The 21,733-nt window shown below is 70.8% G+C and carries 19 protein-coding genes; 4 read left to right on the forward strand and 15 right to left on the reverse strand.

Features of this window, described 5'->3' with window-relative positions; genetic code table 11:
* Nucleotides 1–297: 297 nt before the first annotated feature.
* The gene (locus tag BJY18_RS11750; protein ID WP_184780005.1) at nucleotides 298–465 is read right to left on the reverse strand and encodes a hypothetical protein; all 168 of its coding nucleotides are present in this window, start codon (nucleotides 463–465) and stop codon (nucleotides 298–300) included.
* 209 nt (nucleotides 466–674) lie between these two features.
* On the opposite strand from BJY18_RS11750, the gene BJY18_RS11755 reads away from it, so the two are divergent.
* Nucleotides 675–1,220 carry a GNAT family N-acetyltransferase gene (locus tag BJY18_RS11755; protein WP_184780006.1) on the forward strand — a complete coding sequence of 182 codons (546 nt, stop codon included), beginning with the start codon at nucleotides 675–677 and terminating at the stop codon, nucleotides 1,218–1,220.
* 3 nt (nucleotides 1,221–1,223) lie between these two features.
* Here BJY18_RS11755 and BJY18_RS11760 read toward each other — a convergent pair whose 3' ends face one another.
* Both BJY18_RS11760 and BJY18_RS11765 read right to left on the reverse strand, forming a co-directional pair.
* Nucleotides 1,224–2,366 carry a CaiB/BaiF CoA transferase family protein gene (locus BJY18_RS11760; protein WP_184780007.1) on the reverse strand — a complete coding sequence of 381 codons (1,143 nt, stop codon included), beginning with the start codon at nucleotides 2,364–2,366 and terminating at the stop codon, nucleotides 1,224–1,226.
* A 32-nt stretch (nucleotides 2,367–2,398) separates the two neighbouring features.
* Nucleotides 2,399–3,553 (reverse strand): acyl-CoA dehydrogenase family protein, encoded by a 1,155-nt coding sequence (locus tag BJY18_RS11765; RefSeq protein WP_184780008.1) that lies wholly within the window; start codon nucleotides 3,551–3,553, stop codon nucleotides 2,399–2,401.
* Between the two features lie 103 nt (nucleotides 3,554–3,656).
* Here BJY18_RS11765 and BJY18_RS11770 point away from each other — a divergent pair, with 103 nt between their 5' ends.
* Complete coding sequence (locus tag BJY18_RS11770; RefSeq protein WP_184780009.1) at nucleotides 3,657–4,325, forward strand: TetR/AcrR family transcriptional regulator; 669 nt, start codon at nucleotides 3,657–3,659, stop codon at nucleotides 4,323–4,325.
* Nucleotides 4,326–4,643: 318 nt separating this feature from the next.
* The gene (locus tag BJY18_RS11775; RefSeq protein WP_184780010.1) at nucleotides 4,644–6,257 is read left to right on the forward strand and encodes a succinic semialdehyde dehydrogenase; all 1,614 of its coding nucleotides are present in this window, start codon (nucleotides 4,644–4,646) and stop codon (nucleotides 6,255–6,257) included.
* A gap of 309 nt (nucleotides 6,258–6,566) precedes the next feature.
* Here BJY18_RS11775 and BJY18_RS11780 read toward each other — a convergent pair whose 3' ends face one another.
* From BJY18_RS11780 to BJY18_RS11825, 10 genes are all read right to left on the reverse strand, one after another.
* Nucleotides 6,567–9,575: a helix-turn-helix transcriptional regulator gene (locus tag BJY18_RS11780; protein WP_184780011.1), complete on the reverse strand. Its 3,009-nt coding sequence runs from the start codon at nucleotides 9,573–9,575 to the stop codon at nucleotides 6,567–6,569.
* Between the two features lie 173 nt (nucleotides 9,576–9,748).
* Nucleotides 9,749–9,949, reverse strand: a complete 201-nt coding sequence (locus tag BJY18_RS11785) for a hypothetical protein (RefSeq protein ID WP_221457685.1) — start codon at nucleotides 9,947–9,949, stop codon at nucleotides 9,749–9,751.
* A gap of 177 nt (nucleotides 9,950–10,126) precedes the next feature.
* On the reverse strand, nucleotides 10,127–10,336 hold the full coding sequence (locus tag BJY18_RS11790; protein WP_184784569.1) for a DUF397 domain-containing protein: 210 nt from the start codon (nucleotides 10,334–10,336) through the stop codon (nucleotides 10,127–10,129).
* Between the two features lie 13 nt (nucleotides 10,337–10,349).
* Complete coding sequence (locus BJY18_RS11795; protein WP_184780012.1) at nucleotides 10,350–11,252, reverse strand: helix-turn-helix domain-containing protein; 903 nt, start codon at nucleotides 11,250–11,252, stop codon at nucleotides 10,350–10,352.
* 418 nt (nucleotides 11,253–11,670) lie between these two features.
* Nucleotides 11,671–12,570, reverse strand: coding sequence for an acyl-CoA thioesterase (locus tag BJY18_RS11800; RefSeq protein WP_184780013.1), 900 nt, complete (start codon nucleotides 12,568–12,570; stop codon nucleotides 11,671–11,673).
* A 29-nt stretch (nucleotides 12,571–12,599) separates the two neighbouring features.
* The gene (gene pyk / locus BJY18_RS11805) at nucleotides 12,600–14,024 is read right to left on the reverse strand and encodes a pyruvate kinase (protein WP_184780014.1); all 1,425 of its coding nucleotides are present in this window, start codon (nucleotides 14,022–14,024) and stop codon (nucleotides 12,600–12,602) included.
* 116 nt (nucleotides 14,025–14,140) lie between these two features.
* The gene (locus BJY18_RS11810) at nucleotides 14,141–14,806 is read right to left on the reverse strand and encodes a DUF2461 domain-containing protein (RefSeq protein ID WP_184780015.1); all 666 of its coding nucleotides are present in this window, start codon (nucleotides 14,804–14,806) and stop codon (nucleotides 14,141–14,143) included.
* A 90-nt stretch (nucleotides 14,807–14,896) separates the two neighbouring features.
* Entirely contained in the window at nucleotides 14,897–16,141 is a 1,245-nt protein-coding gene (locus tag BJY18_RS11815) for a glycoside hydrolase family 18 protein (RefSeq protein WP_184780016.1), read from the reverse strand.
* Between the two features lie 245 nt (nucleotides 16,142–16,386).
* Entirely contained in the window at nucleotides 16,387–17,682 is a 1,296-nt protein-coding gene (locus BJY18_RS11820; protein WP_184784570.1) for a S41 family peptidase, read from the reverse strand.
* A gap of 97 nt (nucleotides 17,683–17,779) precedes the next feature.
* Nucleotides 17,780–18,805 carry a 6-phosphofructokinase gene (locus BJY18_RS11825; protein WP_184780017.1) on the reverse strand — a complete coding sequence of 342 codons (1,026 nt, stop codon included), beginning with the start codon at nucleotides 18,803–18,805 and terminating at the stop codon, nucleotides 17,780–17,782.
* Nucleotides 18,806–19,093: 288 nt separating this feature from the next.
* Between BJY18_RS11825 and BJY18_RS11830 the strand changes: the two genes are divergently transcribed.
* Nucleotides 19,094–20,185, forward strand: coding sequence for a 3-deoxy-7-phosphoheptulonate synthase (locus BJY18_RS11830; protein ID WP_184780018.1), 1,092 nt, complete (start codon nucleotides 19,094–19,096; stop codon nucleotides 20,183–20,185).
* Nucleotides 20,186–20,212: 27 nt separating this feature from the next.
* Here the strand turns inward: BJY18_RS11830 and BJY18_RS11835 are convergent, their stop codons facing one another.
* Together BJY18_RS11835 and BJY18_RS11840 are read right to left on the reverse strand one after the other, a co-directional pair.
* Nucleotides 20,213–20,704 carry a polyadenylate-specific 3'-exoribonuclease AS gene (locus BJY18_RS11835; protein WP_184780019.1) on the reverse strand — a complete coding sequence of 164 codons (492 nt, stop codon included), beginning with the start codon at nucleotides 20,702–20,704 and terminating at the stop codon, nucleotides 20,213–20,215.
* 62 nt (nucleotides 20,705–20,766) lie between these two features.
* The gene (locus BJY18_RS11840; protein ID WP_184784571.1) at nucleotides 20,767–21,528 is read right to left on the reverse strand and encodes a lysophospholipid acyltransferase family protein; all 762 of its coding nucleotides are present in this window, start codon (nucleotides 21,526–21,528) and stop codon (nucleotides 20,767–20,769) included.
* Nucleotides 21,529–21,733: the final 205 nt, after the last annotated feature.

Genomic DNA, 21,733 nt, shown 5'->3' on the forward strand with positions numbered 1-21,733 from the left:
GCGTCGGACAGGCCCTGACCGCCTGCCCCGCTGTGCGGTTCCTCGATTGGCAACGACCGCGTGACCAGCGGACACACCCCGTCCGGGACCGGTTTCCGGAAGACCGGAGCACCGGCTGATCACGCAATGTGAGCACCGTAGGGCGGAGCCGGGTTTCTCCGCCATACCCCGGCAGCGACAAATTCGGTGACCAGGCGGTTTCAGGGGGCAATCCACCCGGATGGTCGAGTAGCCCGTCCGGATTCCGGAATCCGGTCACGAAGGGTGACCACCCCGGCGGGCGACCGTCCGGACGGGTCAGGAGAACAATGTCCGGAAGAAGGTCACGATGGCCTCCGCGCCCTCCCGGAGCCAGCCGAGCACGCGGTGCACCAGCTCTGCCGAGCCGGTCGGCTGCGTGATCAGGAAAAAGAGCACGAGCACGACCACTCCGACCACGATGATCTTCTTCACGCCGCTCGACATGGCTCCCCTCCGATGCACGTGCGCCGGACGCCCCGCGGACGCCTGCTGTGACCCCGCGGGCACGGCGCGCGGTCGGGTCCACTGTAATGACGAACCGCCCGGAAAGCCCGGACCCGGCCCGCGGCGGAGCCGATCAGCGGGCCGGAGTGAGCCACCTCACTACCGGGTGACCCCCGGAAGTGTCTCCCGGATCCCGCTACGCTCCCGCGATGGACGTGCAGAGACCAGCCGCCGGGGGCCCGGGCGCGGTCGGGCTGCGCCCGGCCCGCGAGTCCGATGTGGACCTGCTGGAGGCGCTGACCAACGACCCCGCCACGGTCGGCGAGTACCAGTGGTTCGGCTGGCACGACCCGGGCTACCTCCGCCGTCGCTGGCGCGACACCGGCCTGCTGAGCACCGAGGGCGGCATGCTCGTCCCCACAGCGGAGGAGCGTCCGCTGGGGCTCGTCTCCTGGCACCGCACCCGCACCGGCCCGCACACCTACTGCTGGAACATCGGCATGGTGCTGCTGCCGGAGGCTCGCGGGCACGGGCTCGGCACCGAGGCGCAGCGGCTGCTCGTGCGCTACCTGTTCGCGCACACGCAGTTCAACCGCGTGGAGGCGAGTACCGAGGTGGGCAACCGGGCGGAGCAGCGGTCGCTGGAGAAAGCCGGGTTCACCCGCGAAGGCGTCCTGCGTGGTTTCGACTTCCGCGACGGCGAATGGCGCGACCACGTGCTGTACTCGGTCGTCCGTGCCGATCTGAGCTCGTGAAGGTCAGGCGATCGTTCCCGCCTCCCGCAGCGCCGTGAGGCCGTCGGCGTCGTAGCCGAGTTCGGTCAGGACGTCCGTGGTGTCCGCGCCCGTCCGCGGCGGCGCGTCCGGCGTCGCAGCCGGCGTGCGGTCGAACCGCGGGGCCGGGGCCGGCTGCACGGTGCCGCCGATGTCGACGAATGTCCCGCGCGCCGCGTTCTGCGGATGGGCGGCGGCTTCCCACGGCGAAAGCACCGGCGTGAGGCAGGCGTCGGTACCTTCGGCGCGAGCGAGCAGCTCGTCGCGAGTGAACCCGCGGATCGCCGTGGCCAGGATTTCACGCAACCGCAGCCATTGGGACTGGTCGACGTGCACCGGCAGGTCTTCGGCGGGCAGGTCGAGCACCTTGACCAGATCCGCCCAGAACCGCATCTCGATCGCGCCGACAGCGACGTACTCGCCGTCCGCGGTCTCGTAGGTGTCGTAGAACGGAGCGCCGCCGTCGAGCAGGTTCTGCCCACGCTCCCCCGGCCACAGCCCGGCCGCGTGCATCCCGTGCAGGCTCGTGGTCAGCAGCGCCGCGCCCTCGACCATGGAGGCGTCCACGACCTGCCCGCGCCCGGAAGTCGTGCGCTCGTGCAGCGCGGCCAGCACGCCCATGGCGAGCAGCAGGCCACCACCGCCGAAGTCGCCGACGAGGTTCAGCGGCGGCACCGGGCGCTCACCGGCCCGGCCGACCGGGTCGAGCGCGCCGGCGATCCCGATGTAGTTGATGTCGTGCCCGGCCGACTGGGCGAGCGGGCCGTCCTGTCCCCAGCCGGTGATCCGGCCGTAGACCAGCGCCGGGTTGCGCGCGTGCACCTGCTGCGGGCCGAGACCCATCCGTTCCGCGACGCCGGGACGGAAGCCCTCGACCAGCACGTCGGCGCGTTCGGCGAGGCGCAGCACCAGCTCGACACCTTCGGCCGTCTTCGTGTTCACACCGACCGAGCGCCGGCCGCGGGTGAGCGGGTCGTTCGGGATCCCGAGCACGTCGGCACCCGGCGTCGCGCGGTCGACGCGGATCACCTCCGCGCCGAGGTCGGCCAGCAGCATGCAGGCGAACGGGGCGGGCGCGAGCCCGGCCAGCTCCACCACCCGCACGCCGCCCAGTGGACCTGACTTCACCGGAAAGTCCTTTCGGCGTAGGGGAAACTGCCTCACAGCGTGCGGGAGATGATCTCCTTCATGATCTCGCTCGTCCCGCCGAAGATGCGGGAGATCCGCACGTCCGCCCAGGCGCGGGCGATCGGATACTCGGTCATGTAGCCGTAGCCGCCGAAGAGCTGCACGCAGTCGTCCACGACCTTGTTCACCCGCTCGGTGGTCCACAGCTTCGCCATCGCCGCGCCCTGCACGTCCAGCTCGCCACGCAGGTGCCGTTCGATGCACTGGTCCAGGAACGCACGCGACACGGCGGCTTCCGTGGCCGCTTCGGCGAGCTTGAACTTCGTGTTCTGGAAGGTGAAGATCGGGCGGCCGAACGCGGTGCGTTCCTTGGTGTAGTCGATGGTGAGGTCCACCGCCGCCTCCAGCCCGGCGACCGCGGTCACCGCGATGATCAGCCGTTCCTGCGGCAGCTGCGTCATGAGCTGGATGAAGCCCTGGCCCTCCTGATCACCCAGCAGGTTCGCGGCGGGCACCCGGACGTCGTCGAAGAACAGCTCGGCGGTGTCCTGGCCCTTGAGCCCGACCTTGTCCAGCACCCGGCCGCGGCGGAAGCCGGGGGTGTCCGTCTCGACGGCGATCAGCGAGACGCCCTGCGCGCCGGCTTCCGGGTCGGTCTTGCACGCGACCACCACCAGATCGGAGTGGAAACCGTTGGTGATGAACGTCTTCGCGCCGTTGATGACGTAGTCGCCGCCCTCGCGCACAGCGCGGGTCTTGATGTTCTGCAGATCCGAGCCGGTGCCCGGTTCGGTCATCGCGATGGCCCCCACGAACTCGCCGCTGGCGAGCTTCGGCAGCCACTCCCGCTTCTTCTCCTCCGCCGCGTAGGACATCAGGTAGTGCGCGACGATTCCGTTGTGGACGGTGACGCCCCAGGCGTTGTCGCCGCAGCGCGCCTGCTCCTCGTAGAGCACGGCCTCGTGCGCGAACGTGCCGCCTCCCCCGCCGTACTCCTCCGGGATCGACAGGCAGAGCAGGCCGAGCGAACCGGCCTTGTTCCAGACCTCGCGGTCGAGCTTCTTCTCCGCCGCCCAGCGTTCCTGGTGCGGGACGAGCTCCTTCTGCAGGAACGACCGGGAAAGCTCCCGGAGGTCCTGGAGTTCCGGAGTGCTGCTCCACGAGCTCTTCGGGGTCTGCAACGGCACGGTGACGCCTCCCTGTGCAGCTACGCTGGAAAACATGACGATTGGCAGGTAAGTTCTCTCCGGAATGTACAACCGTTCCGACCGGTACGTAAAGGGGACCGCGATGACCGAACTCGCCCGCGGGCACCGCACCCAGGCGGAGCGGCGCGAGCAGACACGCACCGCCCTGCTCGACGCGACGATCGAATGCCTGGTGGACATCGGCTACGCACGGGCGTCGGTCCAGGAGATCTGCGCGCGGGCAAGGGTGTCCAAAGGCGCCGTGCAGCACTACTTCGCCACGAAGGCGGAGCTGATGGCCGCGGCGGTCGAGCACCTCACCACGAAGCTGCGCACCCGGCTGGCGGCCTCGCTCGACGCACTGCCCGGCGGATCGTCCGGCGTCGCCGCCGCGATCGACCTGCTGTGGACGGGATACTCGGGCACGCTGTCGACTGCCGTCACGGAACTGTGGGTCGCCGCCCGCACCGATCCGGAGCTGCGGGCGGCGATCCGCCCGGTGGACCGCGCGCTGGGCCGTGCCACGCTCGAGCAGATCAGCCAGGTCGCCGGCGACCTGCCCCCGGAACGGGCGGAAATGCTGTTCTGGCTGACCGTGAACCTCACCCGAGGCCTGGCTCTGGACGCCGAGCTCGGTGGCGACCCGAACCGCCGCCGCCAGCTGTTGGCGGAGTGGAAGCGGATCGCGGTACAGCTGTACTCGGACGCATCCGCCGGGTCGGGGTCCGGGAACATCGGCGGTTCCGCAGACCCGCACGACACCGGACACTGAGCGACTCGGCAGCTTCGGCGACTTCGGCCATCCCCAGCAACACAAGAGGCCTGCCGGCCCGAGGCGACCCCGGCGACCGCAGCGCCACACGAGCCGTGACAACCCCGGCAACCATACCCGTAGCCGGCAATCCCAGCAGCCCCGGCAGTCTTCGGCGGTCCTGGCAGCCGGCAACTCCCGTGGCGCAGGCAGCACCGTCCCCCATGGTCTCTCCGGGCCGGCGGCACCGTCCGAGCGTGGAGAACTCCGCTGGTTTCCATACCGGCGGTATGGTGTACTCGTCGGTAACTCCGTTCGGCGTGGAAGGAAGGTGCCCGAGTGACCAGGACGAGCCCCGCGGACCCTGCGGCCGGGCAGGACTTGCCTTCAACCGTCGGCGGGGTGGCGGGGGCGCCCACCGCGGCCCGTGCTGCCGCGCTCGTGGCGCGGGTGACCGGGGGTGCGGATGCGGCGCCCGTGCGGATGCTCGCGCCGTTCACCGGGCAGCCGGTCACTTCGCTTCCGCAGGCCGACGACGGCGAGGTCCGGGCCGCGTTCGCCGCCGCGCGAGAGGCGCAGCGCGAGTGGTCCGCGACGTCGGTCGCGCAGCGGCAGCGGTTCCTGGTGCGGCTGCACGACCTCCTGCTCGACCGGCAGGCGGAAGTCCTCGACCTGGTCCAGGTGGAGGCCGGCAAGGCGCGGATCGACGCGTTCGACGAGGTCAGCGCCACCGCGCTGGTCGCGGCGTTCTATGGCAAGCACAGCGCGAAAATCCTGTCGCCGCGGCGACAGGCGGGCGTGATCCCGGCGCTGACGAAAGCCGGTGAACTGCGTCATCCCAAGGGCGTGGTCGGGATCATCTCGCCGTGGAACTACCCGCTCGCGCTGACCGCGATGGATGTCTTCCCGGCACTCGCGGCGGGCAACGCGGTGGTGCAGAAGCCGGACAACCAGACCGCGCTGTCCGCGCTCTGGCTGCAGGAACTGGCTGAGGAGGCCGGGCTGCCCGCGGGACTGTGGCAGATCGTGCTCGGGCGGGGTTCGCGGATCGGCGACGCGCTGGTCGAGGAATGCGACTACCTGTGCTTCACCGGATCGACCCCGACCGGCAAGGACCTGGCGAGCCGGATTTCCCGTCGGCTCACCGGCTATTCGCTCGAACTGGGCGGCAAGAACCCGATGATCGTGCTGCCGGACGCGGACGTGGCCAAGGCCGCGACCGGGGCGGTCACCGCGTGCTTCTCCTCGGCCGGGCAGTTGTGCGTGTCAGTGGAGCGGATCTACGTGCACGAGAGCGTCCGCGAGGAGTTCACCCGGGCGTTCGTCGCGCGCACGGAGGCCCTCAAGCTGGGCGGCGCGTTGGACTACCACGCCGGCATGGGGTCGTTGACCTCGGAAAGCCAGCTGGCGACGGTGACCGCGCACGTCGAGGATGCCCGGGCCAAGGGCGCACGGGTACTCACCGGCGGCCGTGCGCGACCGGACCTCGGCCCGCTGTTCTACGAGCCGACCGTGCTGACGGACGTGACGCCGGAGATGGTGCCGTTTGCGGACGAGACCTTCGGGCCGGTCGTGTCGATTTACGGCTTCACCGACGTCGCCGATGCGATCGAACGCGCCAACGACACCCCGTTCGGCCTCAACGCGAGCGTCTGGACGCGCAACGGCCGCGCCGGCTGGGAGGTGGGGGCCCGGCTGAAAGCGGGCACGGTCAACGTGAACGAGGGTTACGCCGCCACGTTCGGGACGGTCGGCGTCCCGATGGGCGGAATGAAGGAGTCCGGCGCGGGCCGCCGCAACGGAGCCGAGGGGCTGCTCAAGTACACCGAAGCGCAGTCGATCGCCATCCAGCGCGGCCTGGCTCTGCGCCCACCGAAACCGGTACCGGGATCATTGTGGGCGCGGCTGATGTCGGTGAGCATGAAGCTGCTGCGCCGTCTGCCCGGCCGCTGAACCATCCGATCGGCCCGGCGCCGACGACTCCGCGCGGCTGGGCGGGCACGGCGGACGAGGCCGCGTGCGGACTTTCCCGTTGCCGACAACAACCTCGGGCTAACGACCCCACTCGCACGGCGGACGACAGTGGCCCTGACAAGCACGGGCCGGGGCCACAACGCGTCGTGGCCCGGTACGGGTTGATGCTGCACCCATCCGAACCGGGACCGGGCTCGGTGGACGCTGTGCCGCCGTGGGTTCAGTCGGTGGCTAGTGCCAGGGGGCAGCGACCGGTGTGCAGCGAAGCCGTCTGTGCCGGGGTGAGCGTTATTCGGCTGGGGTGGTGAGCAGGCCACGGTCGTAGGCGATGGCTACGGCTTCGGCGCGGCGGCTCGCGCCCAGCTTTGCCATGACACGGGACAGGTGCACGCTCACTGTCTTCTCGCTGATGTACAACTCCTCCCCTACCTGGCGGTTGGTGCGGCCCAGAGCCACCCGCTCCAGGACGTCCCGTTCGCGTTCGGTCAGGGGGCTCGGGCCCGGCGGGCTCGCGGCCGGTTCGGCGCCGGGGAGGTCCACTCGCGCTCGGCGGGCGAGGGTGCGCACGGCGTCCCGCAACGGCGTGGCACCCAGTTTCACGGCGACCTCGTGTGCGGCCTCCAACGCGGCGGTGCCCGATTGACCGGCGGCGAGCCGCGCGGAGGCTTCGTGCCAGCGGCAGACCGCCTGTTCGTAGACCGCGCCGTACGCGAACGCCTCGGCAGCTTCGGACCAGCGCGCCGGATCCGGCTGTCCGTGCAGCCCGGACGCCGCGGCTTCGAGGCGCGCCAGCCAGGCGCGGCCTTCCGGGCCGAGGGTGCCCGAGCGTGGAGTTCCGTCGGTGGCGCAGCGGCGGCCGTGCTCGAGCAGCCGCCGCCCGGAACGGACGAACGCTTCCTCGGCGCGCTGGTCACCACGCGCCCGCGCCTCGGCAGCCAGCGCGACGGCCGACGACATGCCCAGCGCGGCCACCCGGATGCCGCCGAGCAGCGACGGTTCGACCTTTTCCAGCCATGCCACGAGTTCCTCAGCGCCCTCGACAGCCTTGGCATGGTCACCGCGCCAGGCGGCGAGCTGGATCGCGGCGTCGCCCGCGTTCAGCGCGATCTGGATGTCCGCGGTCCACAGCCGGCGCAGCTCCGCGACCAGCTGCCCGGCCTCGTCGAACCGGCCTCGCGCCACCAGGAACAGCACCCAGATGGCCAGGATTCGCGCGACGACCGCGCTCGACACCCCGCGGCCACCCCGGCCGGCCTCGTCCTGCTCCGGCCAATCGCCGCTGAGGTAACGCAGGTGAAGCTGCCGGGCGCGCAGCTCCAGCCCGTAGGAACTCCAGGTCAGCCCGGTTTCCTCGGCCCGCGCCGCACCCTGGGCGGCGTGCGCCAGCGCGGGCTCGAGCTCGGCCTGGTCGTCGTGACTCAGCGCCAGAAAGTACCTCGCGCGCAGCTCCACGTTCAGCGATCCCGCGTCGTGCGCCTTCCGCAGGGCCTCCCCCAGCCGCTCACGCGCCTCGGCGGCATCGCCCGACGAATCGGCCAACGTGCCGAGCGTGACCAGCGCGGACGCCTCGGCACCCGCCGAACCGACCGACCGTGCGTCGGCGACCGCGGTGAGCGCACTCGCCAGCGCTTCGTCCGGCCGGTCACCGCTGCGGAGAAACCCGGCGCGCGCGGCCAGCACCCAGGCCCGCGCCGCGCTCGGCTGCTCCTTCTCGAGCAGCTGCCACGCTCGTTCGATCGCGGCCATCGCCTCGTCGAACGTTCCGTCGAGGACCAGCAGCGCCTCGGCGTAACGCCGCCACGTGTGGGCCGCGTGCGGCGGCGAAGTCTCCGACGTGAGCGCGTCCACCGCCGAACGGGCGTAGGCCACCGCGCGTTCCGGCTCCCCCGAGGTACCCGAGAAGTAGGACGCCTCGTGCAGGAGCTTCACCTCGTCGACATCGTCCGGGCGGATGTCCTCCGGGACCGCGTCCCAGATGGACAGCGCCCGCTCCACGTGCCGCAGCGCCGCTCCGGGCGCACCCAGCTTCTCCGCCTCGTACATCGCCCGCAGCAACGCGGGCAGCGCCGTGCCGAAATCGCCGCTCTCCAGGCTGTGGTACGCCAGCTTGGCGTCTTTTCCGCGCCCCTGCGGGATTTCCCGGATGCGGGCGGCGTATCCGGCGTGCATCCGGGTGCGTTCGCCCGGCAACAGGTCCGCGTAGACGGCCTCCTGCAGCAGCGCGTGCCGGAAGACGTAGAATCCGTCCTCGATCACCAGCACGTGGTGCTGCACTGCCTCGCGCAGCACATCGTCGAGTTCCAGCTCGCCTACGCCGGCCACCTGCGCGAGCGCGGCGTGCGACACCCCTTCGCCGGCGACCGCGACCACCCGCAGCACGCGGCGGGTCTCGTCCGGGAGGCGCTCCAGCCGGGCGAGGAGCACCTCGGCGAGCCCGGCCGGCAGGTCGTCGCAATCGGCACCGCTGGCCAGCAGCTCCTCGACGAAGAACGGGTTGCCCTCCGACCGCTCCGCGATCTCGGCGATCACCTGCGGGTGCAGCGGTTCCTCGGCGAGCGCGGACACGAAGGCCCGCGCGTCGGCCGGCGCGAACGGCGGCAGCTCCAGTCGTTCGACGGTGGCCAGCCGCACCAGCTCGGACAGCAGGCCGCGCAGCGGATGCCGCCGGTGCACGTCCTCCTCGCGGTAACTGCCCACGACCAGCAGCCGCTGTGTCCGCAGCCGGCTGAGCAGCACCGACAGCAGGTCGCGGGTGGAGGGATCGGCCCAGTGCAGATCCTCGACCACCAGCACCACCGGCCGGTCGCGGGCGATCTCGGTCAGCACCCCCAGTACCGCGTCGAACAGCTGGAGCTGACCGAGATCCTGTTCCGGCCGGGGTCTTCGCGCGGAGTCCCGCTCGCCGGCGGACACCTGCCCGTGATCACCGCCGGCCGGCTCCGGTACGCCGCCCTGCGGCAACAGCCGGCGCAGCGCCGGGCGAACCCGCACCGCGGCCGCGACCACCGGATCGGCCGCCGCGCCGAGCGGCTCCAGCGCCTCGGCGAAGGGCAGGTAGGGCAGGCCGCCGTCGCGCACGTCGATGCAGCGGCCGGTGAGCACCAGCGCACCGCGGCCGGCCGCATGCTCACCGAGCGCGGCGAGCAACCGGGTCTTGCCGACCCCCGCGTCGCCCGCGACCAGGACCGCACCCGCCTCGCCCCGTTCGGCACGGGCGAAGGCCGCACGCAGCCGCCGCATCTCGTGAGTGCGGGCGACGAGCGGAATTCCGGAACCGAGACGAGGCACGAGAGGCATTCTGTCCCACACCTCCGACAGTTCCGGCACGGTTTTCACCCGGCCGCTCCGATCCCACTCCGAGGCTCACGCGGATCCCCGCACCCGGGGTTCACACGGCAGAGCGGTACCGGGCCGCCGCGCCGCCGAGCCGCAGCACTACACACAGCCGCAGCCCCACACCCGCCGGCCGGTCACGCACGGCCGCGGGCGGCGCCGGTCACCGGGGTGCGGCGTTCCTGCCGGGGCACCGTCGCCGCGGCCGCTCGGTGTCTGCGTATCCAGTGCAGCACCCGGTTCGGGCCGGACAGACGGGACCGGCGGGCGGCGCGGCGCAACTCGGCCGCCCGGTATTCGACCTCGGCCTGGGTCGCGTCCAGAAATACAGCGTTCATCGGGTTCTCCCCAGCTTCGCGGATCGTCTTCGGTACGACGTCCACACTCGTGCTGAGGGGCAGCCCGACGCATCGGGTGATCACCCATCACCGCATACAGATCGACCCCTTACCCACGCTGCCGGCCAACGAAGGCCTGTTCACCGGGGTAAGGGGTCGAGCAGAGCCCGGAAGGGCTCAGGCGGATTCCGGGCCGCCGGCACGCACCGCGGCCAGCAGCCCTCGCCAGCCCGCGGCAGGCAGGCGCAACGCACCCCCTGCGGGATTCTTGGAGTCGCGCACCGCGGCGCCACCGTCGACGAAGGCGACCTCGACGCAGTCGTTGCCGCCGCCGCTGAAGCTGCTCTTGCGCCAGTGCGCCCGGGAAAGGTCCGCGTCCGGCATCATGATCCCCACTTCCTCACTGTGTCCTCGGTTCCAGTTTGTGCACTGAGCCCGTGCCGGCGGCCTTCTCGGCGAACCGGCCGGCCGCCTCGGTGATCAGATCGACCGAGTCGTCCGGTTTCAGTGCGGCTGCGCGCAGGTGGTCGAACATCAGCGCGTAGCGCCGGACGTCTTCGGGCTGCTCCAGGTACAGCCCGCTGGAGGTGCTGTCGTCCACGTAGACGACGTCGGGATCGGCCTGCTCGGGGAAGCCCATGATGAGGAACGGTCCTTCCATCCCGGGGTGCGCCCCGGCCCCGAAGGGCACCACCTGGATGGTCACGTTCGGCTTCTCGGCGACCACTGTCATCCGGTGCAGCTGCTCGGCCATCACCTCCGGGCCGTCGACGACGCGGTGCAGCACCGCCTCGTCGACGACCGCCCAGTACTCCGGAGGCGGGGTCTCGTTCAGCAGCTCCTGGCGGGCCGTGCGCGCGGCCACGCGGCGCCGGATCTCGGCGTCCTCGGCGTCCGGCCGCAGGGCGCGGATCACCGCGTGCGCGTAGCGCTCGGTCTGCAGCAGCCCGGGCACCAGCAGCGCCTGGAACGCGCGCAGCGAGCTGGCATCCGCCTCCAGGCCCACGAAGGTGCCGGTGAAGACCTCGTTGTAGGCATGCCACCAGCCGCGCTTGCGTGCCTCGCGGGCCAGCTGCACGAGCGCTTCCTGCTCGTCGCCGGTGATCCCGTACAGCGCGAGCATGTCCCTGGCGTCGCGCGGGGTCACGCCGACGTGCCCGGTCTCGATGCGGCTCACCTTCGAGGCGGAGCACTCGAGCTTCTCGCCGACCTCGTCGATGGTGAGATCGGCGGCTTCGCGCAGCCTTCTCAGCTCGCTGGCGAGCCTCCGGCGCCGAACGGTGGGTCCCTGGCCTCTCGCCACGACAGCACCTCCGGTTCGTCTTCCGCGTGCGCGCACCCCTTGCCCGCACCGCATATCTAACCAGTCACCTGGCCGGTCCGTGGAATGGTGACACCGCGGAATTCCCGCGTCGCCTGCGGGCCGGTTCCGAACTGCAAAATGCAGAGTGCGGTTGTACTCTGACACCGTGCACGTCCGGCTGCCCAGGGCTTCTGAGCAGCGTAGACGAAGACCCGCCGGGAAACGCACGGAGTGCGCGGGTGTTTTCCCGGCGTCGGGTGCCCGGGGCTGTCCCCCGACCGGTCCCGGGCGCCACCCGACTTTCGTCGGGCCATTACTCATCAGCGTTTTCCGGCTATTCAGGCCCCACGAAAGTATGGTGTTCCGGAATTTTCCGGACCCCGGAACCACTCTCCGTGGTTCCCTCGGTCGAGAGGGCTCAGAGCACCCGCAGCAGGCCTTCCTGCACGACCGTGGCGACGTGCGTGCCGTCGCGGCTGAAGAACCGTCCGGTGGCCAGCCCGCGAGCGCCCGAGGCGCTGGGCGAGGTGCTGTCGTAGAGGAACCACTCGTCCGCGCGGAACGGCCGATGGAACCAGAGCGCGTGGTCGAGGCTGGCGCCGAGCACCCGGTCCACGTCCCAGTACACGCCGTGGCGCGCGAGCGCGGAGTCGAGCAGCGTCATGTCCGAGGCGTAGGTGAGCACGCAGACGTGCAGCAGCTGCCGGTCCGGCAGGGCCCCGTCGGCCCGCATCCACACCCGGTTGTGCCGCGGCCGCTGTCCGCTCGTCCGGGTGATCCACGGCGGATCGCCGACGTAGCGGACGTCGATCGGGCGCGGCCGGTCGGTGAAGCGCAGCGGAAAACCCTCGATGCGCTCGGCGAACGTCGGCAGGCTCTCCGGATCCGGTACGTCCGGCATGGTCTCGGCGTGGTCGATTCCCGGCTCGTCGACCTGGAACGAGGCGGACAGCGAGAAGATCGCCTTGCCGTGCTGGATCGCGACGACCCGCCGGGTGGTGAACGAGCGGCCGTCGCGGATGCGGTCCACCTCGTACACGATCGGCACGCTCGGGTCGCCGCCGCGGATGAAGTAGGCGTGCAGCGAATGCACCCTGCGCGACTCCGGCACGGTACGGCCGGCCGCGACGAGCGCCTGCCCGGCGACCTGCCCGCCGAACACCCGGACCGGTGAGTGCGCGGGCGAGACCCCGCGGAAGAAGTTCTCCTCGATCTGCTCGAGGTCGAGCAGGGCGACGAGCTTGTCGAGCACCGGCTGCCCGCCGCCACCGGGACCGGTGTCCAGCCCGGTGGCGGCCTGCCTGGCCATTTCGGTCATGTCCGGAACGTACCCCGCGGTCTCCCGCGTCAGGCGTGGTCGTCTTCCCCGAGGCGGTGCACGTGGATCAGGTTGGTCGACCCGACGGTGCCGGGCGGGGAGCCTGCCACGATCACCACGAGGTCGCCGCGCTGGTACTTGCCCATTTCCAGCATCGCGTGGTCCACCTGCTGGATCATCTGGTCGGTCGAGTCCACCCGCGGCACGATCTGCGTGCTGGTGCCCCAGGTCATCGCGAGCTGGCTGCGCACGTTCTGCTCCGGCGTGAACGCCATCAGCGGCAGCCGGGTGTGCAGCCGGGCCAGCCGGCGCACGGTGTCGCCGGACTGGGTGAACGCGACCAGCGCCTTGGCGTTGAGCCGCTCGCCGATGTCGCGGGCGGCGTAGGAGATCACGCCCCGCTTGGTGCGCGGCACGTGGGTGAGCGGCGGGACGATCGGCGAGTCGGTCTCGACCGCCTCGACGATGCGGCCCATCGTCTGCACCGTCTCGATCGGGTACCGCCCGACGCTGGTCTCACCGGAGAGCATGACCGCGTCGGTGCCGTCCAGGACCGCGTTCGCGACGTCGGAGGCCTCCGCGCGGGTGGGCCGCGAGTTGCTGATCATCGACTCCAGCATCTGCGTGGCGACGATGACCGGCTTGGCGTTCTCCCGACAGATCTGGATGGCCCGCTTCTGCACCAGCGGCACCTGCTCGAGCGGCAGCTCGACACCCAGGTCACCGCGGGCGACCATGACCGCGTCGAAGGCCAGCACGATGGCCTCGAGGTTGTAGACCGCCTCCGGCTTCTCGATCTTCGCGACCACCGGCAGCCTGCCCTTGCCCGCGCGGTCCATCACCTGGTGCACCAGGTCGATGTCGGCGGGCGAGCGGACGAAGGACAGCGCGATGAAGTCCACGCCGAGCTGCAGCGCGAACTCGAGGTCCTCGATGTCCTTCTCGGACAGCGCGGGCACCGAGACGTCCATCCCGGGAAGGGACACGCCCTTGTTGTTGCTGACCGGGCCGCCCTCGGTCACCTCGCATACCACGTCCTGGCCGTCGACCTCCTTGACCACCAGGCCGACCTTGCCGTCGTCGACCAGCAGCCGGTCGCCCGGCTTGGCGTCGGTGGCGAGGCCCTTGTAGGTGGTGGAGACCCGGTCGTGGGTGCCCACGACGTCCTCGACCGTGATGCGGACGACGTCGCCGGTGTGCCACTCGGCCGAGCCGCTGGCGAACGTGCCCAGCCGGATCTTGGGGCCCTGCAGGTCGGCGAGGATGCCGACCGCCCGGCCACTCTCGGCGGCCGCGGACCGAACCAGGTCGTAGACCTGCTTGTGGTCACTGTGGCTGCCGTGGCTGAAGTTCATCCTCGCGACGTCCATTCCGGCGTCGACGAGTGCCCGCATCTTCTCCGCGGTGGAGGTGGCGGGGCCCAGGGTACAAACGATCTTCGCGCGTCGGCTCACGTCAGGACAGGGTAGTCCCTTCGCCCGCTCCCGTCTGTACCGATCCCGAAACTCGTGGCGAAGTCTTCGGAAACCATTCAGCCGGGCACCCGGTGTCCCGGCCACGGCGGTGCCGGTCAGCGGCGGGGCTGCTCGCTCGGCCCGACGTGGTCACGGGCCCATTCGTTGAACTCGCGCAGCTGCCGCCACGCCGTGCGCACCCGGGTCAGCGCCTCGCGCTCGTGCAGGAAGTCGTCCGGCTGCCAGGCCCGGATCGCGTACACCGAGCGGTACCGGAGCAGATCGAGACGCGGGTGGTCCTCGGCGTATCCGCGCGGGCGCGACTTGAGCCGGTCGCCCAGGATTTCCCAGCCCTTCCGGCGCAACGCGGCCAGGATCCTCTCCAGCGCCGGGCCGTGCAGCTCGGTGTCCACCGCGGCGCGGAACCGGGCCAGCTGGTCGGACGCGAGGTGGAAGCAGCCGCCGCCGGCGCGCAGCCCGGCCGGGCCCAGCTCGACGTAGTAGGCACCACCGCCGCGGCCCGCCTCGATCACCCCGCCGCAGTGGGTCTTGTACGGCGTCTTGTCGCGGGCGAACCGCACGTCGCGGTAGGGGCGGAACACCTTGCCCTCGCCGAAGCCGGCACCGAACTCGGCCTGCAGCTCGCCGAGCAGCGCCTCCATCGGCTCGCGCACGTGGGTCTTGTAGATTTCGACGTGGTCTGCCCAGTAGGGCTTGGAGTTGTCCGCGAGCAGCCCGTCGTAGAACTCGACGGCGTGCTCCCCGAATCCGCTGAACTTCACCTGCCGCACGATAAACCGCGGCACCGACAGTCCGGTGGTGCCCCGGTGCGGCCGGCACGCCCCTGCGCTGCCGGCCGCACCGGGGAGGCGTCACTGCGCGAGCGCGCCGATCAGCTCGCCGCCGGTGGTGTCACCGGAGAGCTCCCAGAACATCGCTCCGCCGAGGCCCTGGTCCTTCGCGTAGGACACCTTGCCCACGATGGTGGACGGGGTGTCGTAGCTCCACCAGTTCGAGCCGCACTTGGCGTACGCGGTGCCCGCGACCGTGCCGGTGGCCGGGCAGCTGGACTTGAGCACCTTGTAGTCCTCGATGCCCTGTTCATAGGTTCCGGGTGCCGGTCCGGTGGCGGTGCCGCCGGGCGCGTCCTGGGTCACACCGGTCCAGCCCCGGCCGTAGAAACCGATGCCCAGCAACAGTTTCTCGGACGGAACGCCCTTCGCCTTCAGCTTCTGGATCGCGGCGTCGGAGTAGAAGCCCGCGGTGGGAATGCCGTCATAGCTCGTCAGCGGCGAATGCGGGGCGGTCGGCCCCTGCGCTGCCCAGGCGCCGAAGAAGTCGTAGGTCATCACGTTGTACCAGTCGACGTACTGCGCGGCCCCGGCGTAGTCGGCCGCGTCGATCTTGCCGCCGTCGGAGCCGTCCGCGGTGATCGCCGCGGTGACCAGTTTCGACGAGCCGAACTTGGCGCGCAGCGCGGAAAGCACGTTCTTCAGCGCGTCCGGCCCGCTGGTGTCGCAGCTGAGCCCGCAGGCGTTCGGGTACTCCCAGTCGATGTCGATCCCGTCGAACAGGCCGGCCCAGCGAGGGTCGTTGACCAGGTTGTAGCAGGAGTCCGCGAAGGCGGCCGGGTTCTGGGCGGCCTGCCCGAACCCGCCCGACCAGCTCCAGCCGCCGAACGACCAGATGACCTTGAGCCCGGGATGCTGGGCCTTCAGCTTCTTCAGCTGGTTGAAGCTGCCCGCGAGCGGCTGGTCCCAGGTGTCGGCGACACCGTCGACGCTGCCCGCCGCGTCGTAGGTCTTCTCGTAGTCGGCGAAGGAGTCGCCGACCGCGCAGCCACCGTTCGTGACGTTGCCGAACGCGTAGTTGATGTGCGTCAGCTTCGCGGCCGAACCGGACGTCTCGATGTTCTTGACGTGGTAGTTGCGCTGGTAGACGCCCCAATCGGTGAAGTACCCGACGACCTTGCCGACCGAGGCCTGCTCGCTCTCGGACGCGGCGGGACCGGCGGGGGTGGCGGTGGCGGGTACGGCCGGCGCGACGGCGGCGAGTGCCACGCTCGCCAGGCCGGCCAGGAGGGACAGCGTGCGTCTTCTGCTGCGCGGACGGGACATTCCGGGCTCCCTTCGGGGAGTCACCTGTGGTGACGGACCGGATGGATGTGGGGACGATCACACCGTAAAGTGGACTAGACCAATCGTCAATGCTTTCGATTGGTGTAGACCAGGATGGCGGTACCGGCCGCGGACTGCTTCCAGCGGACGGAGGCCGCGGTCCCGAGGGCGTGAAGAGACCGTACGCAGCGAATTCCGGAGCAGAAACAGGGCGCGACGCCGCGTTTCGCGGCCGGCAGCCACTCCTACCCCGCTGACCGCCGCGCCGCGGCCAGTGCCGGGTCGCGGCCGGCGGTGAGGTCCTGCGGCGTGAAGACCGGGACCGTCACGTCCGGCCCGATTCCGGTCCCGTCGTAGGTTCGGCCCCGCGGGTCCAGGTACTGCTCGTTCGGCACGTCCACCCGCCAGCCGGGCAGCGGCAGCGCGCGGTCCATGACATCCGAGTAGACGCCCTGGGTGGGCGCTCCGACGAGGACCGGACGCGGATGGCGGTTCACCAGCGCCTGGACGAAGGTCTCCCCCGCCGACACATCCAGGTTGCCGATCAGCACCGCGAGCGGACCGGTGTAGCGCGGGCCGGCGGCCGGGCGGACCACGAAAGGCTGCGGCGAGGTGAACCGCGCCGGGTCGTGTGGATCGTTGCGGGCGCACTTGGCGTACGCGAAATGGGGAACGTCGGTGAGCCGAGCGGCGACCTGGAGCCCGAGCGGATCGGCACCACCACCGTTCACGCGCACGTCCAGGATCAGGTTGCGCAGCGTGGAAACCCGTTCCGCGGTGAAGATCTCGTCGAGCGCCTTGCCCAGCAGGGCTTGATCACCGGCGAAAGTGTCGGTATAGCCCTGAAAACTCCGGATCCGCAGGTATCCCGCATCGCCGGGCAGGTCCGCGTACGCGATCGCACCTTCGGCCCAGCGCCGCACGGGCGCGCCGAGGTTCGCATCGGCGACTGCTACCGCGCGCGGGACGGTGGTCGTCGGATCCGGCGTGCCGGACCGCGTCGAAGTGCACCGCTTGCCGGGGGCGAACAAGCCGACGTGGGCGTCGCGCAGCGGCATGATGAGTCCACAAAGGACGTCGTACAGCTGTTCCGGATGGGCAGCCACCTCGCGACGCGCGGAGATCCCCTGCGCCTGCCAGTCGACGCCTTTCGCGGCGAAGAACGGGTAGTTCTCGGCGAACGTGTGCCAGAAAACGTCAAAAGTGGACAGTGGATCTGCGGACGGAGTGGAGCGGCATTCCGCGGGCAGTCGCGACAGCCGCCGCAGCGACCGCACACCCAGGTCGCCATCGAAGCTCAAGGTGGCGGCGCGCCGGTCGAGCGTCGCGACCAAACCTTCATTGGTGGTGAACGTGGTTCCGTCGCCGGTTCCGGTGACCGCACCCGGAAGGCAGCCGACCTCGGTGACGTCGTACGTGGTGAGCTTCCCGGCGTGGACCTCGATCAGCTGCCGGTAGCCGTCGGTCTGCCATACACCGTCCACAGTGGATTCGGCGGGCACCGCTACGACGGAGAGCGCAGCCATGGCTGCCAGGAACATTCGCACGAGAGCGACGTTAACGAGCGACCGGGGGCGCGCGGAATGCCGCGCGCCCCCGGTCGGCGGGTAGGGCTGCCCCCACCCGAAAAGCCGGTGCTCAGCCGAAGAAGACTTCGGCTTCTTCGTACCGTTCGGCGGGCACGGTCTTCAGCTCGGCAGTCGCCTCGGAAAGCTTGACCCGGACGATGTCGGTGCCCTTCAGCGCGACCATCACACCGAAGTCGCCGTCGGCCACCGCGTCCACCGCCTGCAGGCCGAACCGGGTGGCCAGCACCCGGTCGTAGGCGGTCGGCGTACCACCGCGCTGCACGTGACCGAGCACCACCGCACGCGACTCCTTGCCGGTGCGCGAGGCGATCTCGTCGGCCAGCCAGGTGCCGATCCCGCCGAGCCGCACGTGCCCGAACGCGTCCTTCTCCCCGGTCAGCAGCTTCTCCTCGCCGCCCTCGGGCAGCGCGCCCTCGGCGACCACGATGATCGGCGCGTACTCCTTCTCGAACCGCTGCTCGACCCACTTCACGACCTGGTCGACGGAGAACTGCCGCTCCGGCACCAGGATCACGCTCGCGCCACCGGCGAGGCCGGAGTGCAGCGCGATCCAGCCCGCGTGCCGGCCCATGACCTCGACCACGAGCGCGCGGTGGTGCGACTCGGCGGTGGTGTGCAGCCGGTCGATCGCCTCGGTCGCGATGGAGACCGCGGTGTCGAAGCCGAACGTGTAGTCGGTGGCGCCGAGGTCGTTGTCGATCGTCTTGGGCACGCCGACGACGCCGATGCCGTCGTCGGTCAGCCGCTTCGCCACGCCGAGGGTGTCCTCGCCGCCGATCGCGACCAGCGCGTCCACGCCCTGGTCGGCCAGCACCTTGCGGATCTTCTCGACGCCGCCCTCGACCTTGTACGGGTTGGTCCGCGAGGACCGCAGGATGGTGCCCCCGCGGGTGAGGATGTCCTCGACGTCGGCGAGACCCAGCGGCCGGCTGTCCCCGGTGAGCGGACCCTGCCACCCGTTGCGGAAGCCGACGAAATCCCAGCCGTGCACCTCGATGCCCTTGCGGACCACCGCGCGGATCACCGCGTTCAGGCCGGGGCAGTCCCCGCCACCGGTCAGCACACCGACACGCATCTGTTGCCTCCGTCTTCGTCACGTGGAGAGTGGGGTCACATCGCGGCCAGCGTAGCGGGCTTCGTCTGGATCGGTGCAGGGCGGACCACCTGCCGAATCGGTCCGAGACGGGAGACGGCCCCGGCTGTGCTACGGTGGCGCCGTGCAGCGGTATTTCTGGTTTGCGAAGCCGGCCCCGGGTGGGCCTGGCGGCGCCGACCTGCGCTGACCCCACCCCGAGCCGGTTTTCCCACCGGCTCGGCGAGTCCCCCGCGGGCCGGTGTTCGCCAGAGAGGAACACCCCCGACCATGACCACCCCTTCCCTGCTCTCCGCGCCCGTCGGTCCTGGTGCGCTCGACCAGCAGCGCACCACCGCGGTGAGCCCGCTGATCTCCCCCGCGCTGCTGCGCGAAGAGCATCCCGTGGACGCCGACGTGGCCGAGGTCGTGCAGACCGGTCGCGCGCGGACCCTCGACATCCTCGACGGCCGGGACGACCGGCTCGCGGTGATGGTCGGCCCGTGCTCCGTGCACGACCCCGCCGCGGCGCTGGACTACGCACGGCGGCTCGCCGAGAAGGCCGGGCAGCTGCGCGGCGAGCTGCACGTGGTGATGCGCGTGTACTTCGAGAAGCCGCGCACCACGCTGGGCTGGAAGGGCCTGATCAACGATCCCGATCTCGACGGCACGTTCGCGGTGAACAAGGGTCTGCGGATCGCCAGGAAGCTGCTGCTCGACGTGTCCGCACTCGGGTTGCCGGTGGGCTGCGAGTTCCTCGACCCGATCACCCCGCAGTTCATCTCGGACGTGGTGACCTGGGGTTCGATCGGCGCGCGCACGGCGGCCAGCCAGGTGCACCGGCAGCTGTGCAGTGCGCTGTCCATGCCGGTGGGGATCAAGAACTCGACCGAGGGCGACGTCCAGGTCGCGGTGGACGCCACCCGCGCGGCCGCCGCGTCGCACGTGTTCCCCGGGATCACCCTCGACGGCCTCGCCGCGCTCATGACGACCGCGGGCAACTCCGACTGCCACGTGATCCTGCGCGGGAGCTCGGCCGGACCGAACCACGATCCGGACTCGGTGGCCGACACGCTCGGCCGGCTCGCGAAGTCCGGGCTGCCGCAGCGCCTGGTGGTCGACGCGAGCCACGGCAACAGCGGCAAGGACCACGTCCGCCAGGCCGGGGTCGTGCGTGAGCTGGCCGCCCGGATCGCCGGCGGCGAACGCGGGATCGCCGGGCTGATGCTGGAGAGCAACCTCGTCGCCGGACGTCAGGAACTCGTGCTCGGCAGGGGCGGCGACCTCGCCTACGGCCAGTCGATCACCGACGCCTGCCTGGACTGGGACACCACCGACGGCCTACTGGACACCTTGGCCGCCGCGGTCCGCGATCGCCGCTGACAGCCGTGAAGGCCGCCTTCGCGGCTGTCACGGACGGCGGCGGAACGCGGTGTCGATGACGTCCCAGCGGTCCCGGTTGTGCCGGGCGTCGGCCAGTGCGTCGTGCTGGTCGGTGGGGGCCGCGGGCAGCTTCGGCTTGCCCGCGTCCTCCCACCGCTGACGCAGGTCGCGGGTGAACCGGGGCAGCTGGCGGGGCAACGCCGGCATCGGCCCCCACAGCTGGGCGAGCGCCACGTGGTCGTAGGCGGCGAACCAGGCCCACAGCTCGATCCCGCCGGGCGGCTTGCCGAAGAACTCCAGCAGGTCGGTGCGGATCCGCTCGCGGCCGCGCCACGCCGGGTCGGCCGGCGAGGGCAGTTTGGGCAGCACGTTCTCGCGGACCCAGGGCCCGGCCCGGTCCGGATCGAAATCGGTGGACACGGCGTAGAACTCACGGCCGCGCTCGTCAACGACACCGATCGACACCAGGTCGATCGTCACGCCGTCCTCGATGAACTCGGTGTCGTAGAAAAAACGCACCGGCGGAGGTTAGCAGCGGTGCGTGGCACCTTCCTCGAGGGTGGCGAGGGGCACCGGCCGGGCTAACCCGCCTTGGTCTGCGGCACACGGTCGGCCTCGCGGACCGACGGCTGCGCGGGCACCGAGGGCTTCGCACCGGCCGCCTCCGCGGCGAGCAGTTCCTTGGCCTTGGCCGCGTAGATGTCCACGTACTCCTGGCCGGAGAGCTCCATCAGCGCGTACATGATCTCGTCGGTGATCGAGCGTTCGATGAACCGGTCGCCGGCCAGCCCGTCGTAGCGGGAGAAGTCCAGCGGCGTGCCGAAGCGGATCTCCAGCCGGCGCGGCCACCACATCTTCGAGCCGATCGGGTTGACCTTGTCCGTGCCGACCATGGCCACCGGGACCACCACGCCGCGGGACTCCAGCGCGATCCGGGCGACGCCGGTCTTGCCCTTGTACAGCCGCCCGTCCGGCGAGCGGGTGCCCTCCGGGTAGATGCCGAGCAGGTGGCCTTCGGTGACCAGGCGGGTGGCCGTGTCCAGCGCCGCCTGCGCGGCGTTGCCGCCGGAGCGGTCGATCGGGAACTGGCCGACGCCGGTGAAGAACCACTTCTTGAGCAGGCCCTTGAACCCCGGTTCGGTGAAGTACTCGGACTTCGCCGGGAAGGTGACCTTGCGCTTGACCCGCAGCGGCATGAAGAACGAGTCGGCCACCGCCAGGTGGTTGCCGGCCAGGATGGCCCCGCCGGTCTCCGGGATGTTCTCCGCGCCGACGACCTTGGTGGGCCACAGCGTCTTCAGCAGCGGTCCGATGAACACCCACTTCATCAGCAAGTACAGCACCGCGCTCGAGTCCTTCCTCACCAGCCTGGTCGCCGACTGTGCAGCCTACGGAACCGGCGGTCCCCCGCACAACGCGCGGCGGCCCGGTCACCGCCGGGCAGCGACCGATCTCACAGCGGTCACCGGCTGGCACCACGTCCGGAGCGCGCCCCACAACCCGTCTCCGGCGTGAGAGCATGGAAGGACTCCACCGCCACCCCGATCG

This window comes from Amycolatopsis jiangsuensis (genome assembly GCF_014204865.1).
GTDB lineage: Bacteria > Actinomycetota > Actinomycetes > Mycobacteriales > Pseudonocardiaceae > Amycolatopsis > Amycolatopsis jiangsuensis.